Source organism: Mesorhizobium metallidurans STM 2683, assembly GCF_000350085.1.
GTDB lineage: Bacteria > Pseudomonadota > Alphaproteobacteria > Rhizobiales > Rhizobiaceae > Mesorhizobium > Mesorhizobium metallidurans.
In genome coordinates, this window is sequence record NZ_CAUM01000043.1 from 1 (window position 1) to 23893 (window position 23893).

General features: G+C 62.3%; 25 protein-coding genes, 2 tRNA genes and 1 pseudogene. 16 read left to right on the forward strand and 12 right to left on the reverse strand.

All coding sequences use genetic code 11. The annotated features are described in order from the left end of the window. Nucleotides 1–241: 241 nt before the first annotated feature. Nucleotides 242–376 (forward strand): annotated as a pseudogene (locus tag MESS2_RS08040) (HRDC domain-containing protein); the annotation flags it as partial. Between the two features lie 61 nt (nt 377–437). On the opposite strand, the gene MESS2_RS30735 reads toward MESS2_RS08040, so the two are convergent. Genes MESS2_RS30735 through MESS2_RS08050 form a run of 3 tightly spaced genes read right to left on the reverse strand, consistent with a single transcriptional unit; the run spans nt 438 to nt 2466 of the window. Next, entirely contained in the window at nt 438–599 is a 162-nt protein-coding gene (locus MESS2_RS30735) for a YodC family protein (protein ID WP_008873678.1), read from the reverse strand. 54 nt (nt 600–653) lie between these two features. Beyond that, entirely contained in the window at nt 654–1922 is a 1269-nt protein-coding gene (locus tag MESS2_RS08045; RefSeq protein ID WP_008873679.1) for an MFS transporter, read from the reverse strand. Between the two features lies 1 nt (nt 1923). Then, on the reverse strand, nt 1924–2466 hold the full coding sequence (locus MESS2_RS08050; protein ID WP_040592509.1) for a Chromate resistance protein ChrB: 543 nt from the start codon (nt 2464–2466) through the stop codon (nt 1924–1926). Between the two features lie 117 nt (nt 2467–2583). Between MESS2_RS08050 and MESS2_RS08055 the strand changes: the two genes are divergently transcribed. Then, a complete protein-coding gene (locus MESS2_RS08055; RefSeq protein WP_008873681.1) occupies nt 2584–2940 on the forward strand; it encodes an iron chelate uptake ABC transporter family permease subunit in 357 nt (118 codons plus the stop codon). Continuing rightward, nucleotides 2937–3683, forward strand: a complete 747-nt coding sequence (fhuF, locus tag MESS2_RS08060; protein WP_008873682.1) for a siderophore-iron reductase FhuF — start codon at nt 2937–2939, stop codon at nt 3681–3683. The genes MESS2_RS08055 and fhuF overlap by 4 nt, the downstream gene beginning before the upstream one ends. Nucleotides 3684–3747: 64 nt before the next feature. Here the strand turns inward: fhuF and MESS2_RS32180 are convergent, their stop codons facing one another. Beyond that, nucleotides 3748–3885: a hypothetical protein gene (locus MESS2_RS32180; protein WP_008873683.1), complete on the reverse strand. Its 138-nt coding sequence runs from the start codon at nt 3883–3885 to the stop codon at nt 3748–3750. 134 nt (nt 3886–4019) lie between these two features. Between MESS2_RS32180 and MESS2_RS08070 the strand changes: the two genes are divergently transcribed. The 4 genes from MESS2_RS08070 to MESS2_RS08090 all read left to right on the forward strand — a co-directional run bounded on the left by MESS2_RS08070 (nt 4020) and on the right by MESS2_RS08090 (nt 6576). Then, nucleotides 4020–4274, forward strand: coding sequence for a FitA-like ribbon-helix-helix domain-containing protein (locus MESS2_RS08070; protein WP_008873684.1), 255 nt, complete (start codon nt 4020–4022; stop codon nt 4272–4274). Continuing rightward, a complete protein-coding gene (locus MESS2_RS08075; RefSeq protein WP_008873685.1) occupies nt 4271–4693 on the forward strand; it encodes a type II toxin-antitoxin system VapC family toxin in 423 nt (140 codons plus the stop codon). Before MESS2_RS08070 ends, MESS2_RS08075 begins: the two co-directional genes overlap by 4 nt. 201 nt (nt 4694–4894) lie before the next feature. After that, nucleotides 4895–5416 carry a DUF2726 domain-containing protein gene (locus MESS2_RS08080; protein WP_008873686.1) on the forward strand — a complete coding sequence of 174 codons (522 nt, stop codon included), beginning with the start codon at nt 4895–4897 and terminating at the stop codon, nt 5414–5416. Between the two features lie 665 nt (nt 5417–6081). Continuing rightward, the gene (locus tag MESS2_RS08090; RefSeq protein ID WP_157357646.1) at nt 6082–6576 is read left to right on the forward strand and encodes a hypothetical protein; all 495 of its coding nucleotides are present in this window, start codon (nt 6082–6084) and stop codon (nt 6574–6576) included. Nucleotides 6577–6659: 83 nt separating this feature from the next. Here the strand turns inward: MESS2_RS08090 and MESS2_RS32185 are convergent. The 6 genes from MESS2_RS32185 to MESS2_RS08115 form a co-directional block, all read right to left on the reverse strand. After that, a tRNA-Ser gene (locus MESS2_RS32185) sits at nt 6660–6762 on the reverse strand. An 8-nt stretch (nt 6763–6770) separates the two neighbouring features. Next, nucleotides 6771–7973 carry a calcium-binding protein gene (locus tag MESS2_RS30180; protein WP_008873689.1) on the reverse strand — a complete coding sequence of 401 codons (1203 nt, stop codon included), beginning with the start codon at nt 7971–7973 and terminating at the stop codon, nt 6771–6773. A 478-nt stretch (nt 7974–8451) separates the two neighbouring features. Continuing rightward, nucleotides 8452–9747, reverse strand: coding sequence for a calcium-binding protein (locus MESS2_RS31945; RefSeq protein ID WP_008873691.1), 1296 nt, complete (start codon nt 9745–9747; stop codon nt 8452–8454). 94 nt (nt 9748–9841) lie between these two features. Beyond that, on the reverse strand, nt 9842–11173 hold the full coding sequence (locus MESS2_RS08105) for an HlyD family type I secretion periplasmic adaptor subunit (protein WP_008873692.1): 1332 nt from the start codon (nt 11171–11173) through the stop codon (nt 9842–9844). Beyond that, nucleotides 11170–12945 (reverse strand): type I secretion system permease/ATPase, encoded by a 1776-nt coding sequence (locus MESS2_RS08110; protein ID WP_008873693.1) that lies wholly within the window; start codon nt 12943–12945, stop codon nt 11170–11172. The genes MESS2_RS08105 and MESS2_RS08110 overlap by 4 nt, the downstream gene beginning before the upstream one ends. Before the next feature lie 257 nt (nt 12946–13202). After that, a tRNA-Ser gene (locus tag MESS2_RS08115) sits at nt 13203–13292 on the reverse strand. A gap of 359 nt (nt 13293–13651) precedes the next feature. Between MESS2_RS08115 and MESS2_RS08120 the strand changes: the two genes are divergently transcribed. The 3 genes from MESS2_RS08120 (at nt 13652) to MESS2_RS08130 (ending at nt 15433) form a co-directional block, all read left to right on the forward strand. Further along, nucleotides 13652–14359: a 50S ribosomal protein L21 gene (locus tag MESS2_RS08120; protein ID WP_008873695.1), complete on the forward strand. Its 708-nt coding sequence runs from the start codon at nt 13652–13654 to the stop codon at nt 14357–14359. A 100-nt stretch (nt 14360–14459) separates the two neighbouring features. Continuing rightward, the gene (gene rpmA / locus MESS2_RS08125) at nt 14460–14729 is read left to right on the forward strand and encodes a 50S ribosomal protein L27 (RefSeq protein ID WP_006327539.1); all 270 of its coding nucleotides are present in this window, start codon (nt 14460–14462) and stop codon (nt 14727–14729) included. Nucleotides 14730–14845: 116 nt separating this feature from the next. Continuing rightward, nucleotides 14846–15433 (forward strand): GNAT family N-acetyltransferase, encoded by a 588-nt coding sequence (locus tag MESS2_RS08130; protein WP_008873696.1) that lies wholly within the window; start codon nt 14846–14848, stop codon nt 15431–15433. Between the two features lie 152 nt (nt 15434–15585). On the opposite strand, the gene MESS2_RS08135 is transcribed toward MESS2_RS08130, so the two are convergent. Next, on the reverse strand, nt 15586–16455 hold the full coding sequence (locus tag MESS2_RS08135) for an endonuclease/exonuclease/phosphatase family protein (RefSeq protein ID WP_008873697.1): 870 nt from the start codon (nt 16453–16455) through the stop codon (nt 15586–15588). Nucleotides 16456–16629: 174 nt separating this feature from the next. On the opposite strand from MESS2_RS08135, the gene obgE reads away from it, so the two are divergent. The 5 genes from obgE (at nt 16630) to MESS2_RS08160 (ending at nt 22371) form a co-directional block, all read left to right on the forward strand. Next, nucleotides 16630–17661 (forward strand): GTPase ObgE, encoded by a 1032-nt coding sequence (gene obgE / locus MESS2_RS08140; protein WP_008873699.1) that lies wholly within the window; start codon nt 16630–16632, stop codon nt 17659–17661. A 1-nt stretch (nt 17662) separates the two neighbouring features. After that, nucleotides 17663–18844, forward strand: coding sequence for a glutamate 5-kinase (gene proB, locus MESS2_RS08145; RefSeq protein WP_008873700.1), 1182 nt, complete (start codon nt 17663–17665; stop codon nt 18842–18844). Between the two features lie 3 nt (nt 18845–18847). Next, nucleotides 18848–20134, forward strand: coding sequence for a glutamate-5-semialdehyde dehydrogenase (locus MESS2_RS08150; RefSeq protein ID WP_008873701.1), 1287 nt, complete (start codon nt 18848–18850; stop codon nt 20132–20134). A gap of 205 nt (nt 20135–20339) precedes the next feature. Continuing rightward, entirely contained in the window at nt 20340–20972 is a 633-nt protein-coding gene (locus MESS2_RS08155) for a nicotinate-nucleotide adenylyltransferase (RefSeq protein ID WP_008873702.1), read from the forward strand. Between the two features lie 100 nt (nt 20973–21072). Then, on the forward strand, nt 21073–22371 hold the full coding sequence (locus MESS2_RS08160; RefSeq protein WP_008873703.1) for an MFS transporter: 1299 nt from the start codon (nt 21073–21075) through the stop codon (nt 22369–22371). Between the two features lie 9 nt (nt 22372–22380). Here the strand turns inward: MESS2_RS08160 and MESS2_RS08165 are convergent, their stop codons facing one another. Then, nucleotides 22381–23238, reverse strand: a complete 858-nt coding sequence (locus tag MESS2_RS08165; protein WP_008873704.1) for a mechanosensitive ion channel family protein — start codon at nt 23236–23238, stop codon at nt 22381–22383. Between the two features lie 241 nt (nt 23239–23479). Between MESS2_RS08165 and rsfS the strand changes: the two genes are divergently transcribed. Next, a complete protein-coding gene (gene rsfS / locus MESS2_RS08170; RefSeq protein WP_023678068.1) occupies nt 23480–23857 on the forward strand; it encodes a ribosome silencing factor in 378 nt (125 codons plus the stop codon). Nucleotides 23858–23893 lie beyond the last annotated feature (36 nt).

A 23893-nucleotide genomic window follows, 5' to 3' on the forward strand; every position in this document is an offset into this window, starting at 1 on the left:
CTGGATAATCAGGGAGGCAGCCGGTTCGGATCGCCCGGCGCTCCTGAATACTTCCGCGGCTGCTCTTTCGTATTACGATTGGCGTCGATGACGGGCCGCACCGCATCAGGGCCGATGCCTGATGGTCAGGCCGATACTGTCGCACATGGTCGCGCCGTTTGTACGAACAGAACAAGAGTCATTGAGCGCGTCCATGGAAGTGCTTGATGGCGTGGCGGTTGGGCGAGTCGCGGCGGCGGCCGACATGGCCGAGCGCTGCCCGTGCGACCTCGATGCCTTCGCCGAAGTGAATGGCGTTGGCGCCGCGAAGCTCAGGGAATTCGGCGAGATATTCCTCAGCGCAATCGCCGCGTGCCAAGCTGGCGCCGCGGGCTGAAGATTCAATCAACCCAAACCGCTGCGGCTTCAAGTCATTGAGATCGATCGACCGCCATCAGCTAGTCCGGCTTGAAAGCGGCGTGCTGAGGGGTCCAGATGTCACCCTCACGATTGAACCAATTGCAAAGATACATGCCGGAGGCAGCATGATCGTTGATCGTCATGTTCGGGCCGCCGGACTTCAGTTTGACGACATCTCCGGTTTTGAAGCTGTCCGCCATGATGTTCCTCCCGGGAGTTCGGAATAAACATCGAGAGGTAACCACCAATGGCGCCTATCGACAAGCAGCATCCCTATCCAAGACTGCCTGGCCTCTCAGTCGCTCGCGGATGGTAAACAATCCTGCGAGGGTGAGCAGCGCGAAGGCAGCGCCCGCCAGGAATGTGCCTTGCGGGCCGGCCATGTCCCACAGCGCTCCGGCGATGACGCTGGCGACAAGCAGCGCGACGCCGGTGATCAGATTGAACATGCCGAATGCGGTTCCGCGCAACTCGGCCGGCGAGGTCTCGGCGATCAGGGTTGCCAGCAGGCCCTGCGTGAAACCCATATGGAGGCCCCAGAACATGACGCCGATGCCGACCCAGGCAAGATTTGACGCGAAGGCGAGCGCGAGGTCGGCCGCGAGCAGAAGGATGAGGCCAACGGCCAAAAGGGTCAGGCGATTGACGCGGTCGGACAGAATCCCAATCGGATAGGCCGAGAGCGAATAAGCGAGGCTCATGATTACCAGGACAATCGGGATCAATGCCACCGGCAGCCCGATCGACTGCGCCCGCAGGATAAGGAAGGCTTCGCTGAAACGGGCAAGCGTGAAAACCGCGGCGACCACCACGACCCACCAATAGGTTGCGCCCAGGCGACGCAGTTCATCGCGGTGCAGCGGCATGCGGACACGGCGCTCCTGCTTCGGCCGCTCCGGTTCCTTCACTGCAATCACGATCAAGCCGACGGACAGGAGTGCCGGAATGACCGCGATCCAGAACACTGCTTGAAAATGATCCGCCGTCAGCCACATCAGGCCGATCGCGAGAAGCGGCCCAAGAAAGGCGCCGATGGTATCGAGCGACTGGCGCAAGCCGAAGCTCGCGCCACGAAGATGCGGCGGGGCGATGTCGGCGACAAGGGCGTCACGCGGCGCCCCGCGAATGCCCTTGCCGACACGATCGATGAAGCGGGCGGCGATGAGCCATTCGATCGAGGGCGCCAGCGGAAAGATCGGCTTTGTCAGAGCCGCCAGGCCATAGCCGAACGCGGCCAGGAATTTGCGCCTGCCGAGCCAGTCGCTGAGCGCGCCGGAGAAAACCTTGGTGGTCGAGGCGGTTGCTTCGGCGATGCCTTCGATCAGCCCGACAGCCAGGGCCGAGGCGCCGAGCACTGTCACCATATAAATGGGCAGGAGCGCGTGGATCATCTCCGACGAGATGTCCATCAGCATCGAGACGAAGCCGAGGATCCAAACACCGGCCGGAATGCCTCGTCGAGCTCCGGAGGGACCGGCTGTCCCGGTTGTTGCCGCGCCTGTTCCGTCACGCGCGCCGCCCATCTCAGCGGTTCTCGTCATGGGCATCGAAGACCCGTTGCGCGTAGCCGTCGAGCAAAGCCTCGCAAGCGCGCAGCCGTTCGGCGGCCTCCTCGGCCAAGGTCGCACCGTAGAAATCGAGCTTTTTGATCTTCTCCAGCCACCCCTGAAGTTTCTTCAGATCGGTGTCTTCCTCTTCGAGTTCGGCATAGGTGAACTTGTTGATCGCGATCTCCTTGGCGATCTCCTTCTCAAAATCGGCACACCGTCCAAGAAACTCCCGGTATTGCTCGTCCCGGTCGGCCTTGAAGCGAGCGACGACCTTGTCTTCCTGGCCCCGATCGAAAGCGACAGTGTCCAGAATGACGGACTCGCCGCCCATCTCCGAAATGTCGTTCTCCAGCATCTTCAGCCGGCGGACATGATCGTCGGTTTTTGGCAGCAGGCAGACCCCATTCTGCAGATAGATCGCGCCCATGCCCTTCAATCGCCGCCACAGCGCGATGCGCCTGGCGGCAGGTTCAGGCGGGACTTTATAGGTCAGGAGAAGCCACGATGGAAAAACCATCGTTTCTGTTTATTGCAACGGCCGTAACAAATCAAATAGAAAACCCTGCAATGCCAGCCTGCCATCACGGTTATGGCCGGCCACTTGAGAGTCGATAAGTGACCTTTTGATACATGTTTGATAGCGCGATACGTCCGCTGCGCCCTCGGCCGTGCTGCCAGCATCGGGCTCGGCGTGTCGGAGTGGCAGAGCCGGGTCCTGCTGCTTCTGGTTGCGGCGATCTTGACAGGTGCAGCCACCGTGCTCGCGAGACCATTGAGTTTCGTCGGCCTGATGGGGCCGCATCTCGCCCGGCTCGGCGGTTTCAGGAAGCCGGTCGCGCAGGCCTATGCCGCCGCCCTCATCGGCGCGGCGCTGATGGTGCTGGCGGACTGGATCGGCAGGACGATCGCCTTTCCGTGGCAGGTGCCGGCCGGCCTGTTCTCGACCGTGATCGGAGGGGCGTTCTACGCGGCGCTGCTTGCACGCCGATGATCCCGGCACTGGCCGCGTTCTTTCCCCGCAAGCTTGCCGGGATTGCTGAGTCCCTTGTACTGGAGGACGACCCCCGGCCGCATGTTCCGGGGGCCGCACTCCTGGACCGAGACAGGCTGCGGCAGGTGCTTGGCGCCTTCTCGGCGAGTTATGCGGAGCCGGATGCGCAGGCGGTGGCGACGCAATGGTCGAAATGGCATTTCTCGCAATTCCTGCCGCCGGTCCTGATTGCCAATATCGCGGGAGATTGGCTGCTGCCGACTGCCATCGATCGTATTGGCATCGTGCTTTCGCCGGACAGCAGGACATTGGCCATTCGCCTGCCCGGCGAAGGCGCGCGTCTGCCTGTTTCGGGTGTCCAGAGGTTTTCGCCGCTCGTCGAGGATCATCTGGCGCCGTTGATCGCCGCGATCTCGCGCGCCAGCGGCCTGCCGGCCAAGACCTTGTGGAGCAATGCCGGCAATGTCGCGGAGACCATCGCGAGCGAATGCGCGGCTTTTCTCGGCGAAGCGCATCCCGGCGTCGCCGATGCCAGGGCGCTGCTTGCGGCGCGCCTGTGGCCCGACGGCCGCAGGAACGAACTGTTCGAGCCCGTCCGCTACCGCGAAGGCCGGCGCCGCCGCCGGATCTGCTGCCTCAGATACCGCATGGCGTCGCTGGCCCTGTGCAAGTCATGCCCACTGGACAAAGTACCGCCGAGAGGCCGTCACGGCGGGGAGGAACAACCGGGAACGGCAGAATGAATTTCGTTCCGCCTCAGGCTGCACAACGGCAGAATTAGGCCTTGGCCGTGAAAACGATATCGGTTCAGTCCCCTTGAACCAGCGCTCGGTCGTCCGGCGCCAGTTGCTCAAGCACAGTGTTGCCGGCCAGGCGACGCTCGCATTGAATGGCACTTACCGTGTCGTGGTGCATCGTCTTGTCCCTGATCGGCGGCAGCGTCATCGGCCTGTCCGCGCGACACGGTTCGCAGACGATGTCGCCGGACGCCCGGATTAAATGCGGCTGGGTACCTTGCGATATGATGTCAGTTATATATATTGATAGCAACGCCATCAGTTGTTATAAGAGGATATCAAATGCCCGCCGTCACCATTCGTAACCTCTCCGAGGAGGTGCACCGCGCCCTCAAGGTGCGCGCGGCCCATCACGGCCGCAGTACCGAAGCCGAAATGCGCGATATTCTGGAGGCGGCAGTTCGCCCCGTGAACCGCATCCGGCTCGGCTCCGCGTTGGCAGCGTTAGGCCGGAGCGCAGGGCTGACCAGCGCCGATTTCGAGGTGATCGAACAAGCTCGTGACAAGAAGCCTGCCGATCCTATGAGCTTCGAATGATCGTCCTCGACACGAATGTTGTCTCCGAGGCGATGAAACCCGAACCGAACCCTGCCGTTCGCAACTGGCTTGATGAACAGGCCGCCGAAACGCTCTATCTCTCCAGCGTGACCATCGCCGAACTGCTGTTCGGCATCGGTGCGCTTCCCGATGGGAGGCGCAAGCAGAGGCTCGCCATGACGTTGGACGGCCTTCTGGGCCTGTTCGACGGCAGAATCCTTCCCTTCGATACCGATGCCGCCCGCCACTATGCCGATCTAGCCGTTGCAGCCCGCAACGCGGGCAAGGGCTTTCCGACCCCGGACGGATATATCGCCGCGATTGCGGCCTCCCGGGGCTTTGCAGTGGCCACCCGCGACACCAGTGCCTTCGGCGCGGCAAGTGTCCCCGTGATCGACCCATGGAAGACCGGCCTCTGAGGGCCACGCTTGCATTGACGGTGTAACGATGACGACGTTCCTCTTGCTGTTACTCGGCTTCGGTGCCGGATTTTACTACAGGAGACTGCGCAAAGACCGAAGCCGCGACGGCAGCGCGGCACGCCGAGGCGCTCAACCAGCAGATCGGTACGCTTCGCCAGGAAATCGTCGCGATGCACAACGCCGAATCCCAGCGGCTGGATGAGCTTGCCCGCCGCAAGCGCCATTTTCGAGGAAAACGACGTCTCCGACACCGAGAACCAGATCAGGTTTGTCAATCAGGCCGAACTACGCGCCGTTCGCCCGGTCAACAAGGAGGCGGTGCGCGTCCTTTACGCGCTCGACGAGTGGATCGTCGCCAATCAGCCCGATTGGCGGATGTCGTTCGAGGTTTCCATGGGAGCCTTTATCAAGACCTCCTACGACCTCGAGGATCGGATGCAGAAGGCGGCGTTCAGTTCCTACAACAGCAAGCGCGTCGATTTCCTGCTGATCGACAGGTTCGGCCACCCCATGCTGGCGGTCGAATATCACGGCACCGGGCATGATCTCTCCGATGACGCACCCGATCGCATGGAGGTCAAGTGCCTCGCGCTCCAACGCGCCGGGATTCCGCTGGTCGAAATCCCTGCGAAGGCTTCCAAGTCGAACATTCTGCGCATGGTGGCCGAAAGGCTCGCCACGGGCGCGTTATCACCGACCCAGCCTTCCGCCCTTCCGTGAAATTCTCTCAAGCCTGACAAAGCAGAGCACGAAGAGAAGACAGCAGGGGCCTTTGCCCATCGGGCCGCGCTCTTGGTCGCTGGAACCACGCCCACGAGCACGTTTTCACCATTCGGCCCTGATCGCCGACACGGGCAATCGGCCGCGGATCCTATGAACCTTCAGATAGCGGAACAACGGCGGGCCGTCCCCGATCACCGCTGCGGCGGGACCGGATTGCCTTGCGCCCGTCAACACGCGGCATAGGCGACGCCAGTTCTACACCGAGACCACCGGCGCTATGCCATATTACGCTAGGCTTTGATGGCGGACCGTGAACGATGATGACGGGCAATTCGTCTACGCTATCGCCCTCTCTTAAACAGTGTCAGTCCTCTTTACGATTCGTCTATATCGCTTCTGCTATTACTAGAGTCATGGCTATTCACGGACTTTATGGCGAGCTTGCCGCTTCGCTTGTGCGCGCCACCACGGATGGTTGGGCGTGGGGCGCGGCTTCCGCCCGCGCGGGGGCGAGACTCAACGCTGGTGGGTCCCAGTCTGCATTCGAAGCCGCTCGGCTTATGCTCAAACACTTCGGATTGGCCACTGCTGACGACAAACTCGCGATCGACGCTGTCCAAGTTGTTTAGTTCGTCACGAATCGATCGCGGGCGGCAATCGCGTTGCCGCCCATCGACGATGTGTTTGCGACATGGATTTGGTGCGCGGGCCATTTCGGTCATGCATCGGCACGGCGAGTGCCATTTGTCCCGTATGACGATATCCGGCCCGTGATGGATGCGCTTGCCGCTTCGGGCTACGCCAAGGCACTCGGCAGTTCGTTCAAATGGACGGACAAGATTGGCCCCGCAATGCAGATGAGCGGTCTCTGGGACGAGAACAACCTGTCGCGTCAGGAGATCGAGGAACGGGACGTCGATCTGGACATGCGCAAGGCCCTGGCTTCCCTGCCAGAGGATATCCGCCTTGCGGCGCTTAGAGGCGACGAAAATGCCGTGGTCAGAGCTTTAGCCGCGCGTTGGATAGGTGGCGTGTGCCAGCACGATGCCGCTGAAGAGGCTCCATGGTATCGCCTCGCCGCCGTCGCCGTTGAGGCAAAGCGATTGGTGGAGTTGGTTCAAGGCGCTGGCGCCCCACTGATGCGCGACGTCAACTAGTGCCTATGGCCGATAGCGAAACGCACAATCGCTGCCTCAACGCTTCGTCTAGAGGGCCATAGCGCACGAACGGCGGCAATCGGCGGAGAGGGAGGGATTCGAACCCCCGATGGGCTTGCACCCATGCCGCATTTCGAGTGCGGTGTATCTCAATATATTGTGAGGGGCGACTTTGTCCGCCGCCCCCATGTTGGTTAGAAGAGGAAGTCTGATTGGGTCATCTGAGCCGCCGCCGTCTCGCCTACCGACACGTTGAGGTCGATTGTTCCGGCGGCGTCGCTGAAACCGACAATGAGCCCGCTGCTACCGGTGTCAACCTTCACCACTGCTCCCTCGGCGGATATGCTGTGGGCCTGAAGATAGCCGAGAGCTGCCTCAGACGAAACGAAAGTTCCACTACTGCCGGGAGCGTCGTTGAGGATCAATGCGACGTGAGATTCCTCTAGATCGATTATATCCTCGCCATGCTTGAACCCCTGGATGGTGTCCTGCACGCTCGCCGGTGAGTGACCGGAGAAGAAGACGAAGGTGTCTCGGGCGCCGTCCCCGGTAGTGATACCGTTGTTCGCCGACATCCAGTCCGCACCTGTGCTGGCGAGGATAATGTCAGCGCCCCTACCGCCGTAGATGGTGTCGTTCTGGTCTCCACCCAATATGGTGTCGTTCCCGGCGTCGCCATATAGGGTGCTGGTACCGCCGAAACCTCCTATTATGTCATCGCCGGCACCGCCGTGGATGGTGTCGTTACCGACAGTGGGGGAGGTAGCGGTGTCGTTGCCGAAGAGACGATCGTTGCCGGCGCCGCCCTCGAGATAATCGTCGCCGGCGTTGCCGTAGATCGTGTCGTTGCCGGCACCGCCGTAGAGCGCGTCGTTCGTGTCGCCGGGAGTGTGATCTTGACCATCACTGTCTCTGATCCCGCTACCGCCATAGATGAGGTCGTCCCCGGTGCCGCCGTGAATCACGTCACTGTCGATCCCGCCTCGGAGTGTGTCGTTGTCAGCGCCGCCATTGATGGTGTCGTTGCCGGCGCCGCCGGCGAGAAGATCATCCCCGGCCCCGCCGGCGATAAAGTCGTTGCCGTCATCGCCGTTGAGGGCGTCGACACCGGCACGGCCGTACAGGAAGTCGTTGCCGTGGCCACCGGAAAATAGGTTAGTGAGGTCGTCACCGATCATTCGGTCTGAGAAGTTCGAACCGGTGTAGACACCGGTGTAGGTGAAATCTGTCGTCACCGCGGTCCCGTCGGCGAAATAAGCGGCCTCGTCGGTGACTGTCGCGCTCGGCGGGACGTTCTCTTCGAATTGGACTGTGTGGACGCGCAGGTTCAGGTCGACGCTTGCCGCCGACAGCGAAAAATCCGGGCCGACCGAAACTAATGCTGGCTTTTTAGTCATGGTATTACCCTCCATACTGTGCACACGATTGTGCGCGTTATATCTCTATGGTGTGGTATAGACATGTGAGTGTTGGTATAGACATGTGTCTTTAACCTGAGTCCTCCCTTGTTGTGAGAAGGATACGCACGTGATCACAGATGTTTACGCTAGTTTACACTATTTCTCGCGCAATGAGCGACGGATGTTCTGCGTGAGCGGTTCGGCGAGATAAGCCAGGACCGTGCGGGTGCCGGTCTTGATCATGGCCTCGCTCGACATACCAGGCAGCAGACTTTGTCCACGCCGCCGAGCCCGTCGGAGATTTGGAAGCCGTCTGTATTATCGCCGCCCGAGGCCGAGGTGTGTGGAGGCGGTCAGGTCGGCTCTGATACCGCTTCGGGCGCCCCCTAAACCGCGCACTCCCTACCTCTGTCCGCATACGTGTATCTCATTATCAGGTGTGAGGGGCGACTTGTGCGCCGCCCCTCACTGTGGGTTACACCAGAGCGCCGAAGAGGAAGTCCGCCTGTGTGATATGCGCCGCCGCTGACGCGCTTACCGACACGTTGAGGTCGAGCGTTCCGGCGTCGTCGCTAAAACTGACGAGGTCGACGGCAGAACCGTCGATGACCTTTACTACTGTACTCTCGACAGAGAGATTGTGCGCGTGGAGATAATCGATAGCCGACTGTGCCGAGTTGAAGTTGACACCTTGCAGAAATGTGGTGTCGTTGGTGTCCCTTAAGTCGATTTTGTCCTGACCGTGCTTGAAATCTGTGATGATGTCATGTTGCCCGTCGACGAGCGCCCCATAGTTGCGACCTTGGAAGGTTTCCGAGTGGAAGACGAAGGTGTCGTTGCCGGCACCTCCCGTCATGGTGTCGCTCCCGGAATTTCCGTATATGTTCGCTTTACCGCCGTCGATAATGTCGTTGCCGGACCCACCCTCGATGGTGTCGTCACCGTAGAACCCGATGATGGTGTCGTTGCCGCCGTCGCCGTAGAGAAAATTGGCTCTGCCGGATGGGAGAAACATGACGTCACCTTGGATATAGTCATCACCGGCACCGCCGTGGATGGTGTCGATGCTGTTGCTGTTCATACCGCCGTTGTCGCCGTATAAACTGTCATTCCCCGCACCGCCGTTGATAGTGTCCCGACCCTCGCTGCCGGTGATGGTGTCGTTGCCCCCGTCACCGTTGAATATGCCGCCGTCACGGCCGGCTCGGATAAAGTCGTTGCCGTCACCGCCGTTGGCTATGTCGACGCCGGGGGAGTAGCGGGCCTGGCTGTCGTCACTGGTATAGATGGCGTCGTCTCCGGCCCCACCGTTGATGATATCGTTACCGTCACCGGCTCTGATAAAGTCGTTACCGTCACCACCTTTGATGGTGTCGTCGCCAGCGTTGCCGTAAAGGGAATCGTCGCCGGCGTCACCGGCAATAGAATCGTTACCGTCACCGCCTTCAATCCAATCGTTACCGCCGCCGCCGTGCATGAAATCGTTGCCGCCGCCGCCGAGAAGATGGTTGAGGAGATCGTCGCCGATCATTCGGTCTGAGAATTCCGAGCCGGTGTAAACACGGAGATAATCCCCGGTGGGGTTGGTGAAGTCGGTGGTGTATGCGACCCCGTTACTACCTGCGAAGTAACCGGCCTCGTTGGAGACTGTCGCGCTCGGGGGGTTCTCCTCGAGTTGCACTGTGTGGTTGTGCAAGTTCAGGTCGAGACTTGCGGACAACAACGAGAAATCTGGACCGATCAATACTGGGTTTACTACTGGCTTTGCCATGATATTACCTCCATTCGCACACAATTGTGCGAGATTTAACTCCATAGTCTGAGTATAGACGTGCTTCTCTAATCTTGGCCCTCCCTGGTTGTGATTATTTCTCGCGCAATGAGCGACGGATGTTCTGCGTGAGCGGTTCGGCGAGATAAGCCAGGACCGTGCGGGTGCCGGTCTTGATCATGGCCTCGCTCGACATACCAGGCAGCAGCTTGCGACCGTCGAGCTTGGCTAGTTCGCTCTTGTTGATTACCACTGTCGCGGAGAAGTAAGGAGCGTTGGTGCGCTCGTCCACCAATCGGTCGGCCGACACCGTTTCCACGACTCCATCGAGCTGTGGCAGGTTGTATTTGGCGAAGGCCGGGAAGCTGACATACGCGGTCTGGCCGGGGGCGATCGTCTCGACGTCTTCGGGCTTGACCATAGTCTCGATTACCAGCTTCTCTCCGAGCGGCACGACGGTCATCAGCGTGTCACCGGGTTTCACCACACCGCCTGCCGTGTGAACTTTCACGTCCATCACGATTCCGTCGACGGGGGCGGTGATGTCGGTGCGCTTGAGGACATCCCCGGCCGCGCGCGCTTGCTGTCGGAAGTCGAACAGTTCCGCCTCGACCTTGCTCAATTCGTCAACTGACTCGTTCAATTGTTGAGTTGTGAGGTTGAGGATTTGCATGTCGATTTCGGCGATAGAGCTGCTGGCGCGGGCGATCGACGCAACATTCGTGGCGCGTTCTCCCTCGATCTCTCGTTGTTGCTGGTTGAGCGCCAAGCTTCGTTCGCGGGTGGTGAGCCCCTTGCCGAGCAACGTCGCGAGGTCTTTGTTCTCGTTCTCGAATGCCGCGATCTGCTTGTCCTCAGTGGCGATAAGCTGTCGCAGTCCGGTTATTTGCTCAGCGATCTGCTGACGGCGTTCGTCGAGGATGCCCTTCTCGTCTTTCAGGTTACGGTGCTTCGCGTTGAAGACGTCACGTTGGGTGGCCACCGCGTCCTTGACGGCCGGGTCCGGGTTGTCGAGCAATGCTTGGTCGAACTCGATTGTGCCCTTACCGTCACGTTCGGCCCGGAGACGGGCGACGAGTGCCTCGCGTGTGGCGATTTTGTTTTGGATCGAGTCAAGTTGAGCCTTGGCTTGCGTGTTGTCGAGGCGGATGAGTACTTTACCCCTCTTGACGATATCGCCATTGACGGCGTTCAGTTTTGCGATAATGCCGCCCTCGAGGTGCTGGATGAGTTTGCGGTCACCGTCAACCTTGACCACCCCGGTCGTCACTGCGGCGCTGTCGAGCGGTGCCAAGGCCGCCCACCCGCCGGCCACGCCGAAGAACAGGAACATGATCGAGAAACCGGTGTAGGTGACGGCTCTGAGACGGAGCGGTTGCAATGTCGGCGTGGGTGGTAATGGCGCGGGGAGAGAGACGATGTTCATATCTTTGTCTCCTGAGTTTGTGCGGGCCATGACGTGACTGCCGAGACGTGATTGGTGTTGGGCAGTTGGGCCACTCTCCTGGCGCGGGCGGTGAGTTCGTTGAAGACTGTGTCACGCGCCCCGAATAATTCTTGTTTACCCCCGTTGAGGACCAGCACCTTGTCGACTTTCTCCATAATACCCGGGCGGTGTGCGATCAGGATAATTGTGGCGCCCGTCGCCTTGAGTGCGCCGATGACGGCCATCAGGGCGTCTTCGCCCTCGCGGTCGAGGTTGGAGTTCGGTTCGTCCAAGATGACGAGTGTCGGGTCGCCGTAGAGTGCCCGCGCCAACCCAATTCGTTGGCGCTGTCCGCCTGATAACGATGCGCCTGACTCACCGACTTGAGTTTCGTAACCTTTCGGCAGGCCCTTGATCAATTCGTGAACGCCCGCCAGTTGCGCGGCCTTGACTACGTTGTTGAAGACCGCGGGGCTGAGCTTCGTGAAGCGAGCGATGTTCTCGGCGATTGTGCCGGCGAACAACTCGATGTCCTGCGGCAAATACCCGACGTGCCGACCACGGTCCTCGGCGGCCCACTCGGCGACGTCCATACCGTCGAGCAAAGCGCGACCGGCTGACGGGCGCCAAGCGCCGGCGAGCACACGTGCCAGACTTGTCTTGCCGGATGCGCTCGGGCCGATTAGCGCCATCACTTCACCGGGCTTGAGTTGGAAACTCACACCTTTCAAAACATGCTCGCCGCCACCCTGCCGGGCGAGGATGATACTCTCCGCCTCAAGCTTTCCTTGTGGGCGTGGCAACGACATCACTGCTTTGGCCTCGGGTCGCTGGCCGACGAACGCGGTGAGACGCTTGTAAGCGGCACGTGCCCCGAGTGTCGCTTTCCACGTGCTGATTGCTTGCTCCACCGGAGCCAACGCGCGACCCATCAAGATTGAGGATGCGATCATGACGCCGGGAGAGGCCTCGTTTTGCAAAACTAGGTAAGCGCCCAGGCCGAGGACTGCCATTTGCAAGGCCATCCGCCAGAAACGGGCGACAGACGCGATGGCGCTGGCGCGGTTGCCGGCGGTGGCTTGTCCGGCGCTCGCTTCATCTTGCTGCTCTTGCCAACGGTCGAGCAATGGCCGCAGCATACCCATGGCCTGGACGACCTCGGCGTTGCGGACTGCCGACTCAGCTTGGCTGAAAACCCGTGCCTGCGCGTTGCCGGCCTCCGTCAGCGGCTTGCGGGTGGTGAGTTCGTTGAGCCATGCCAGCGCAAACAACACAGCCCCGCCCGACAGCGCCAACCAACCGAGCCACGGGTGCATGAAGAAGATGGCGATGAAGAAGATTGGTGCCCACGGTGCGTCAAGGATCGGGTAGATGCTCGGGCTGGTGAAGAAACTCCGCACTTGATCGAGATCGCGGAGAGATCGCGCGCTACCTTGACCCGGCGCGGCGGCCGCCTGCTCTACCGACGCGGTTAACAGGACTGGGGCCAGCCTCGCGTTCATCCACGCGCCGACGGTTGACAGCAGGCGGGCGCGTACTACTTCGAGCCCGGCCATTGTCGCGATAGCCGCGCCGGCCATTAACGACAACGCTACCAACGTTTCCACGCTGTGGCTGGACAGCACGCGGTGGTAGACTTGGAGCATGTAGAACGCGCTGGTGAGCATCAGTATGTTGATGCCGGCGCTGAACCAGACAAGCGGTTTGATTGCGCGTTTGGCCTCTTTCATCACCGCTTGCAGAGCGGGAGTCTGTTGGTTGCTTGTTTTCATGATGGCAATCGCGCCCGCTCTCCGGCGCGCGCACGCTATCTCGCATTTCAGTCTCTGAAATCCCTCAAAGGGATGATGCGGCGATAACGAAAGCAGCCCGCCTTTCGCGAGGTGTTTGCCTGACCGGCGCCCGGCCATTCCCACTTTGGTCTCCGCGATAGCGAGATAGACCGGTCAACAGAAGTGGGGAAGAGGTGGGGATGAGTTGACAAACTCATCTAAAAAGCCACGGATTTCTGCGGTTCTTAAAGATTTTGTGGCGGAGAGGGAGGGATTCGAACCCCCGATGGGCTTGCACCCATGCCGCATTTCGAGTGCGGTGCATTCGACCACTCTGCCACCTCTCCGCGGTCATGGTCCGCCGTTGCCGGCGCGGCGCACTAGATAACGGCTGGACCGGCAGGTTACAAGGCCCAATCTGCCTGATATCGGGCATCTCTACGGGCCGTAAGGTTCGTCCTTCGATACCTGCGGCGCCTATGCCAAGGTCACTGACTTGCCTTGGGCAATACCGTCGGCTTGCTTTGCGCCGTTTGCCTGTCGCCGTTTGCCTTGACTTCGACCCAACCTTCGGTTAGGGACAGCGCGCAATCGGCGTGGAGGGTTCTTCCGCGCCGCTTGTTTTTTGAACCCGCAGACTGACAAAAAGACGGCCGAACCGCGTGATGCGGCTCATCAAGGCCGACCGAACAGCGAAAGGCAAAAAATGTTCGCAGTCATCAAAACGGGCGGCAAGCAGTATCGCGTCGCCGCCAACGATCTCCTGAAGATCGAAAAAGTCGAAGGCCAGGTCGGCGATATCGTCGAGATTGGCCATGTGCTTGCGCATGGCGAGGGCGAGAATGTGACGTTCGGCGCGCCGTTCGTCGACGGCGCATTGGTCACTGCCGAAGTCGTCGAGCAGGGCAAGAACCGCACCGTCATCGCCTTCAAGAAGCGCCGCCGGCAGAATTCGCGCCGCAAGATCGGCCATCGCCAGCTTTTGACCACGGTGCGGATCGCCGAGATCCTTTTGGGTGGCGCCACGCCGTCGAAGAAGGCCGCCGCCAAGCCCGAGGCGAAGGCCGAAGCGAAGGCAGAAGTAGCGCCCGAGGCGAAGGCCGAGGCCGCGCCGAAGGAGGCCAAGGCCAAGAAGGAAGCCAAGGCAGAGGCTGCCCCGAAGGAAGAAGCCAAGGCCGAGACCGCCACTGCTGCGCTGTTCAAGGCGCCGAAGGGCGAGCCGGACGACCTGACCGTGATCAAGGGCATCGGCCCGGTTGCGGCCGGCCAGTTGAACGAACAGGGCATCACCACCTTCGCCCAGATCGCCAAGCTCACCGACAAGGATGTCGCCAAGATCGACGAGCACATGCCGTTCAGCGCCGACCAGATCAAGGACTGGCGCGAGCAGGCCAAGGAATTGGCGAAGAAGTAAAAACGAGCCGGCGCAATCGTCGCCGGATCGGACTTGAAACGGAACGCGAACGCGTTCATAAGATCCTTTAGGCGCCTTGCGGCGCATCGGAGTTAGTTAGATGGCACACAAGAAAGCTGGCGGTTCGTCGCGCAATGGTCGCGACTCCCATTCCAAGCGGCTCGGCGTGAAGAAGTTCGGCGGCGAAGCCGTGATCCCGGGCAACATCATCATTCGTCAGCGCGGTACCTCGTGGCATCCGGGCGTCAATGTCGGCATGGGCACGGACCACACCCTGTTTGCGCTCGAAGCCGGCGCAGTCACCTTCAACAAAAAAGCCAACGGCCGAACCTACGTATCGGTCAATCCGATTACCAAAGCAGCGGAGTAGCCGGTTCCGCACCACGACACCGGCACCCATCTCGGGACCGGTGTCTGGCCAGCCAGGAAAAGGATCAGGGGAGATGGGTTTCCATCTCCCCTTTTTCTTGTGCCTGGAGGACTGACATGGTTGCCGAAGCGGAAGACACGGATGACGAAAGTTACGCGATCGATTGCCCGGTGCTCGCGACCGAGCGGCTGGTCATGCGGCCGCCGCGTGAAAGCGATATCGGGCAATTGGTGGCGCTTGCGGACAACCGCCATGTCGCCGAAATGCTGGCCCGCATGCCGCACCCCTATGGCGAGGCCGAGGCCCGCGCCTTCCTCGCCATGGCGGCATCGCGCCGGGCCGGGATCGCTTATGCATTGGCGCTGGCCGGCACCGAAATCTTCGTCGGTTGCGCCGGCCTCAACACCACCGACCGCGGGCTGGAACTCGGCTACTGGATCGGCGAGCCCTACTGGAAGCACGGCTATGCGACCGAGGCCGCGCACGCGCTGGTCGACCTCGCCTTCCAGAAGACATCGATCCAGGTGCTGCATGCCTCGACCCGGGTCATCAATCCGGCCTCGCGCCGGGTTATCCACAAATGCGGCTTCCAGTATGCCGGCCAAGGCATGCTGAACTCGATCGTCGCCGGCCAGGTGCCGGTCGAGCGCTACCGTCTCGACCGCAAGACCTGGACCAGCCTCAGGAACTGGGTGCATTTTTGATGAGCTGTCCTGCAGGGCAATCGCTTATGAGAGGCCCCCTCATCCGGCCGCTTCGCGTCCACCTTCTCCCGCTGGGGAGAAGAGGCTGGCATCAACGTTAGCGACCGGGTGAGGGGGCTCTTGCCCTTATGTGATTGCCTGAGCGGCTCCGGTCAAACCATCTCGACCCAGACCGGCAAGTGGTCCGAACCGACCGCTTGCCGGTCGACCCAAAGCCGCTTCAGCGATCCGGCGAGCGAGGCGCTGGAAAAGACATAGTCGATGCGCTTGTGGCGGCTGGCATCGTCGGGCCGCTTGGGGTCGACCCAGGTAACGAGATCGTCGCCGGCCACGTTGAGGCGCATGGCGGCATCGACCGCAAAGTCGGCGGTCAGCGGCATGCCGAATTCATGGTCCGGCCGGCCGGCGAGTTCGACATATTCGGGAGATCCGGCCAGCATGTTGAAATCGCCCATGGCGACAAAGGCTTCTGGGTGGGGCAATTCCGGCAGGCCAATCTCGGCGACGCCGGACAAAGCGCCCCCTTCGAGCGCGTAATTCAACAGGCGCTGGCGCAGGAACTGTATCTGGCTCACGCGTTCGACGGGGCTGCGGTGATCGAGATGGATGGAATAGAATCTGACGAAGCCAAGCGGCGTCTCGATCAGGGCTTCCAGCGCGCCGCGCTGGAAGTTCATCGCCTCGAAGGAGCGGCTGCGCGGCAAAAGCAGATTGCGCGACAGATGGATGGGCGTTTTCGACAGCACCATGTTGCCGAGCTGGAAGGTTCTCGTGACGGCACGGCCATTCTCGATGGCGGAGCCGATGTTGGCCTCGAAATTGCTGCCATAGACGGCAAAGTAGTCGAGCAAGGCGTCACCGAGTTCTGCGACCATGTCGCGGCCACCATTCTTGGGGTTGTTGCGAGTAACCTCCTGCAGCGCGATCACGTCGGCGCCGCGCACGGCATCGGCAATGCGCCCGACATCGTAACGGGCATCGAGGCCAATGCCGTACTGGATGTTGTACGTTACAAGCTTCATTCCGGCATTCCCCCGGCTCGCCGTCGCGAAATCGATTTCGGCGTGCGCGCAAGCTCACTATAGCGTCGTTTGCAAAAGGGCACCCGGCGCTTTCGTGGTAAAACAGCCTCGCCCTCCGCCCCGCCTTGGTTTAGAGCAATCCCGCAAAGCCAATAGCAGAAACACCACAATCCGATGAAATTTCTCGATCAGGCCAAGGTTTATATCCGCTCCGGCGACGGCGGCGCCGGTTCGGTGTCGTTCCGGCGCGAGAAGTTCATCGAGTTCGGCGGACCCGACGGCGGTGACGGCGGCCGTGGCGGCGATGTCTGGCTGCAGGCAGTCGATGGGCTGAACACGCTGATCGACTATCGCTACCAGCAGCATTTCAAGGCCAAGACGGGCATACATGGCATGGGCCGCAACATGACCGGCGCCAAGGGCGCCGACGTGACGCTGAAAGTGCCGGCCGGCACCCAGGTCTTTGCCGAGGACAATGAGACGCTGATCTGCGACCTGACCGTGGTCGGCCAGCGCTTCCTTTTGGCCAAGGGCGGCAATGGCGGTTTCGGCAACCAGCATTTCAAGACCTCGACCAACCAGGCGCCGCGCCGCGCCAATCCCGGCCTGCCGGGCGAGGAGATGAATATCTGGCTCAGGCTCAAGCTGATCGCCGATGCCGGCCTGGTCGGCCTGCCCAATGCCGGCAAGTCGACTTTTTTGGCGGCGGTCACGGCCGCCAAGCCGAAGATCGCCGACTATCCCTTCACCACGCTGCATCCCGGCCTCGGCGTCGCTCGCATCGACGGGCGCGAATTCGTCATCGCCGACATTCCCGGGCTGATCGAGGGCGCGCATGAGGGCGTCGGCATCGGTGACCGTTTCCTCGGCCATGTCGAGCGCACGCGCGTGCTGTTGCACCTCGTCTCGGCGCAGGAGGAGAATCCGGGCAAGGCCTACAAGACCGTGCGCGCCGAGCTCGACGCCTATGGCAACGGCTTGACCGAGAAGGTCGAGATCGTCGCGCTTTCCCAGGTCGACATCCTCGATGCCGATCAGCGCAAGAAGAAGGTTGCCTCGCTGAAGCGCGCCGCCGGCCGTGCGCCGATGCTGCTTTCGGCCGTCACCGGCGAAGGCGTCGAGGCGGTGCTGCGCGCCCTTATGGCGATAGTGGCCGAGGCGCGCAACGCCGTCGCGGCTCCGGTCGAGACGCGCTGGGAAAAATAGCATGGCCGCGCAATCGCTGAAAAAGTACCGGCGCATCACCGTCAAGATCGGCTCGGCGCTGCTTGTCGACCGCTCATCGGGCCTGAAGCGCGACTGGCTGGCCTCGCTGGCTGACGACATTGCGGTGCTGGCCTCGGGCGGCGCTGAAATCCTTGTCGTGTCATCGGGGGCGATTGCGCTCGGCCGCACCATTCTCGGCCTCGGCAGGCGGGCGCTGAAGCTCGAGGAAAGCCAGGCGGCTGCCGCCGTCGGGCAGATCGCGCTGGCCGGCGCCTGGTCGGATGCGCTCGGCAAGGGCGGCCTGAAATCAGGTCAGATCCTGCTGACGCTCGGCGACACCGAGGAGCGCCGCCGCTATCTCAACGCGCGCGCCACGATCTCGACGCTGCTGAAGATGAAGGCGGTGCCGGTCATCAACGAGAACGATACGGTGGCGACCTCCGAAATCCGCTATGGCGACAATGACCGGCTGGCGGCGCGGGTGGCGACGATGATGGGCGCTGACCTGCTGGTGCTGCTCTCCGATATTGACGGGCTCTACACGGCGCCGCCGGCCAGGGATCCCGGCGCCAGGTTCATTCCGGTGGTCGACCGCATCACCCCCGACATCGAGGCGATGGCGGGTGCGGCGGCATCCGAATTGTCGCGCGGCGGCATGCGGACAAAACTCGACGCCGGCAAGATCGCCACCGCCGCCGGCACCGCCATGATCATCACCGCAGGAACGCGGCTGTCGCCGCTGATGGCGATCGAGCGTGGCGAGCGGGCGACCTTCTTCAAGCCGAGCGCCAATCCGGTCAAAGGCTACAAGACCTGGATCGCCGGGCAGCTCGAACCGGCGGGACGGCTGACCGTCGATGCCGGCGCCATCGGCGCGCTCAAGTCGGGCAAGTCGCTGCTGCCGGCCGGCGTCAAACTGGTCAGCGGCAACTTCTCGCGCGGCGACACGGTGGCGATCCTGTCGCCCGAGGGCCGCGAGATCGCGCGCGGGCTGGTTGCCTATGATGCCGCCGATGCCGTAAGGATCGCAGGCCTGAAGACGGCGGAGATCGAAACGGTGCTCGGTTACGAAGCGCGCTCGGCCATGATCCACCGCGACGACCTTGTGGTGAGCCATGCTGGTGACCAAGTAGGGGTGGGTGACCAGGCACGGGCGGGTGACCAGGTGACGAGCGGAGGATGAGCCATGCTGAAGCTGCATGAAAAATCCCGGGAAGACACCGTGGCGCTGATGGCCGACATTGGCCGCCGCGCCCGTGCCGCTGCCCGACCGCTGGCCATCGCCACGACCGCCGTCAAGAATGCAGCGCTCCTCGCCATGGCCGACGCCATTATCGGTCGTGAGCAGGACATTCTCGACGCCAATGCCATCGACATCTCGAATGGCCACGAATCCGGGCTTTCCGCCTCCTTCATGGATCGGCTGAAGCTCGATCCCGCCCGCATCCGGGCCATGGCCGACGGCGTCAAGGAGATCGCCGAACTCAGCGACCCGGTCGGCGACGTCATCGCCGCATGGGACCGGCCGAACGGTTTGCATATCGAGCGCGTGCGCACGCCGCTCGGCGTCGTCGGCGTCATCTATGAGAGCCGGCCGAACGTGACTGCGGATGCCGGCGCTCTCTGCCTCAAGGCCGGCAATCCGGTGATCCTGCGCGGCGGTTCGGATTCGCTCAATTCATCCGCCGCGATCCATGCCTGTCTGGTCGAGGGGCTGAAGGCCGCCGGTCTGCCGGAAGATGCCATCCAGTTGGTGCCGACCGCCGACCGCGCCGCTGTCGGGGAGATGCTGAAAGGCCTCTCCGGCAATCTCGACGTCATCATTCCGCGCGGCGGCAAGAGCCTCGTCGGGCGGGTGCAGAGCGAGGCGCGGGTGCCGGTCTTTGCCCATCTCGAAGGCATCTGCCATCTCTATATCGACCGTTCGGCCGATCTCGACATGGCGGTGAAGATCGCGGTCAACGCCAAGATGCGGCGCACCGGCGTCTGCGGTGCGGCCGAAACGCTGCTCGTCGACCGCGCCGTTGCGCCCTCCCATCTGGTGCCGATCCTTGAAGCGTTGCGCGCGGCGGGCTGTGAAATCCACGCCGATGCCGAGGTATTGAAGGGGTTTTTCGATGCCAAGCCTGCCACCGACGCCGACTGGGTCACCGAATATCTCGACGCCATCATCGCGGTGAAGCTGGTCGACGGCGTTGCCGGTGCGATCGAGCATATCGAGACGTTTTCCTCGCACCACACCGAGGCGATCGTCGCCGAGGACGCGAATACCGTCGAGCGGTTCTTCAACGAGATCGATTCAGCGATCCTTCTGCACAATGCCTCGACGCAATTCGCCGATGGCGGCGAGTTCGGCATGGGCGCCGAAATCGGCATCGCCACCGGCAAGATGCATGCGCGCGGCCCGGTCGGCGTCGAGCAGCTGACCTCGTTCAAATACCGCGTGCGCGGGTCGGGGCAGGTGCGGCCTTGACGCTATTCGCCGTTAGAGCCTGAGGCGTTGCGCGCGTCGACCCCCCTCTGCCCTGCCGGGCATCTCCCCCTCAAGGGGGGAGATTGGCTGTCATCTCCGCTTTCTCCAATTGTCAGCCTTGCAGAATTTGCGCCTGCGACGAAGCTGCCAATCTTCCCCCTTGAGGGGGAGATGCCCGGCAGGGCAGAGGGGGGTGCCTAGCACCATGCTGTCGTCCCCTCAGCCCGCCGTCTCCTCCCGCTACCTCAAGATGCCGCATGCCGAAAAAGGCCTGGCCGTCGGCCTGTTCGGCGGTTCGTTCAATCCGCCGCATGCCGGCCATGCGCTGGTCGCCGAGATCGCGCTGAGACGCCTGGCGCTCGACCAGTTGTGGTGGATGGTGACGCCCGGCAATCCGCTGAAGAACACGCGGGAACTGGCGCCGCTGACGGAGCGGCTCAACCTGTCCGAGCAGATCGCCAGGAACCCGAAGATCAAGGTCACCGCCTTCGAGGCCACGCATCATGTCCGCTTCACAGCCGACACGCTGGCGCTGGTCAAGGCGCGCAATCCCGGCGTCGACTTCGTCTGGATCATGGGCGCGGACTCACTGCGCGACTTCCATCGCTGGCAGCGCTGGCGCCAGATCGTCATGACGTTCCCGATCGCGGTGATCGATCGCCCGGGCGCGACGCTGTCCTTCCTGTCGTCGGTCGTCGCCAAGACCTTCGACTACGCCCGCGTCGACGAGGGCGACGCGCCGCGTCTCGCCCGGATGAGGGCGCCGGCCTGGACCTTCATCCACGGCCCGCGCTCGTCGCTGTCGTCGAGCGCCATCCGAAAGATGGCGCAGGGCTGAGCCTGCACGAACTCCCTTTCTCCTAGAGGGGAGAAGGCACGTCCGGCGATGTCGCTTTTGCAGCGGCCTTTGCCCGATCCTTAGGCGATCCTGCGCCAAGATGACGACAATCGAGCGAAACCAGACCAGACACGACCCGCGGCAGGGCAGCCCGTCGGCGCCGGCGATCGCCATTGCCAGCGTCATCCTGTCGATGGCGCTGGTCGCGGTCGGCAATGGGCTGATGTTCGCCTATATCCCGGTCCGGCTTGGCGCCGAGCGTTTCGATCCGACCTGGGCCGGGCTGATCATCACCGGCCTTTCGGCCGGCGGCCTCGCCGGCTGCATCCTGACCGGACCGCTGGTGCGGCGCGTTGGCCATGCCCGCGCGTTCATGGTGCTTTCGGCGCTGATCGTGTTGTCCAATGCGGCCGTCGGGGCCGGAACGATCCCGCTGCTATGGATCGCGGCACGCGCACTCTATGGCTTTGCCATATGCGGGCTGTTCATCGTCGCGCAGAGCTGGCTGAACGATGCCGTCGCCAACGCCATACGCGGCCGAGTCATGGCGGTGTTCTACGTCTCCTATGTCGCGGGGCTCGGCGTCGGTTACGCCGCGCTGGCGGCGGTCGATATCGGGACTGCGCAGGCGCCGCTGATCGGCATCGCCTTCACGGCGCTGTCGATCCTGCCCGTGGGGCTGACTCGGCTCGCCCAGCCGCCGCCGCCGCAGGCTGCATCGGTCGCGCTCGGCCTGGCCTGGCGGATTTCGCCGGTGGGCGTTGCCGGCATGCTTGCCGTCGGCGGCCTGTCGATGGCGATTTCGGGCTTCGCGCCGATCCATGCCACGGCCAAGGGGTACAGCCAGGCGGATGTGGCGCTGCTTTTGTCGGCGATGCCGGTCGGCACACTGATCCTGCAGATCCCGCTTGGCTGGATTTCCGACCGCACCGACCGGCGCTATGTGCTGATCGCCGCCTCGGCGCTGGCCCTGGCGGCGGGCCTGTTTGCGCTGGGCTTCGACGGCGGTGCGCTGGCGGCGCTCGTTGTCATCTACATAGTCTGGGACGGCGCCTCGGAATCGATCTATTCGCTGGCCAGCGCACATGCCGCCGACCGCGCCAGCAAGGATGACATGGTGGCGCTGTCCAGTTCGCTTCTGTTTGCATGGTCGCTGGCGGGCTTCATCGTGCCAGGCATCGTGACCGGGCTTTCCGCCTTCTATGGCACGCAGACCTTCATCTATGTGGCCATCGTAATCGCCGCTGCGTTCTGCCTGTTCGTGCTGTGGCGGGTGATGACGACGCGGGCCGTTCCAGCCACCGAAACCGGCAATTTCGCGCCGATGAGCGCGCAAGCGCCGCTGCCGGTGGAACTGGCCTTTGCACCGGAGGAGCAGCGCGGTCGTACTGAGGATTGAGATCTCAGGCTATTGCCGTGTGGCGGAGGCTTCCTGCCGGGGCGCTTCCGGCGGTGGTGCCGGAACCGAAATGCCTTCGGTGTCGAAAGACTGCTTGGCGCGTTTGGTGAGGTCGATCTGGGTGGCGAAGAAATCCGCGGCCGAGGTCCAGTAGCGCAAGGTGATGGCGACAGTGCTGTCGCCGACGGTGGCGACGAAGGCGATCGGCGCCGGTTCACGCCTGACGCGCCGCTCCGCGGCGGCGACGCCGAGCATCGTCTTTTGCGCGAGATCGATGTCGTTCCAGGAGCCGATGGTGAGCGTGATGTCGCCGCGGCGGACGCCGTTGCGCGAATAGTTGCGGACAGGCTGGTTCCACAGTGTCGAATTGGGCGCAAGGATGTAGACGCCGTCGAGCATCCTCAACCTGGTGGCGAACAGGCCGATTTCCTCGATGGTCCCGGAAATGGCGCCGACTTCTGCATATTCGCCGATGCGGAATGGCCGTAGCGCCAAGAGCATGATGCCGGCGGCAATGTTCTGCAGCGTGCCCTGCAGCGCCAGGCCGATGGCGAGACCAATGGCGCCGATGGCGGCAATGATCGAGGCCGTCTGCACGCCGAACTGGCCGAGCACCATGATGACGACGAGGATCAGGATGGCGTAGCGGGCGATCTTCGAGAAGAAGTGGCGCAGCGTCGCGTCAAAGCCGCTGATATGGCCGAGGCCGGCGTAGAGCGAGCGCTCGGCGAGGCCTGCGACGATATAGCCGACGACCAGCAGGATGACGGCGCCGATGGCCGAGAATGAATAGGAGACGATCAGGGTGCTGAGCTGCGCAAGGCCGGCCTGCACGCTGAGGAGGGCGTTCTGGGGATCGATCGGCATGACGGAAATCCGGTTGGTCGATGCGTCGATAACCCCTGCAGGGCGGCAAGAGTTCCGATTTTTCTTGTGCTGCGGAACCGGAAGAAGGCCACTGCGTTGGCGACGGCAGGGATTGCCGTCTTGAAACTGCAACGGAACTCTGCCTATTTAAGCGGTGTCACCTGATTTCACGGGTGATTTGGTTGTTCTTGCTGCGAAAGGAAATACACTGAGAACAGCACTGCGGAAGAGGGCCGATATCGTGCCTTCGCCGGCCGGGATCAGCGTAAACGACGCCGTGTCCCGCGCCATCAAGACAGTCCTTGCCAGTCTGGAAGACTCCAAGGCCGAAAACATCGTCTCAATCGACATTCAGGGAAAATCGAGCCTCGGCGACTATATGGTCGTCGCGTCGGGCCGATCGCACCGTCACGTCTCGGCAGTTGCCGATCATCTCCTCAAAGCGCTCAAGGATGCCGGGCTCGGCACGGCGCGCGTCGAGGGGTTGGCTGGCGCCGACTGGGTCCTGATCGATTCGGGCGACATCATCGTCCATGTCTTCCGTCCCGAAGTCCGCGACTTCTACAATCTCGAAAAGATGTGGCAGGCGCCGGATCTCGAGGAAGAGACCTTGCACTGAGCCGTATTTGTCTTGATGCATGTCGTTGTGCCAAAC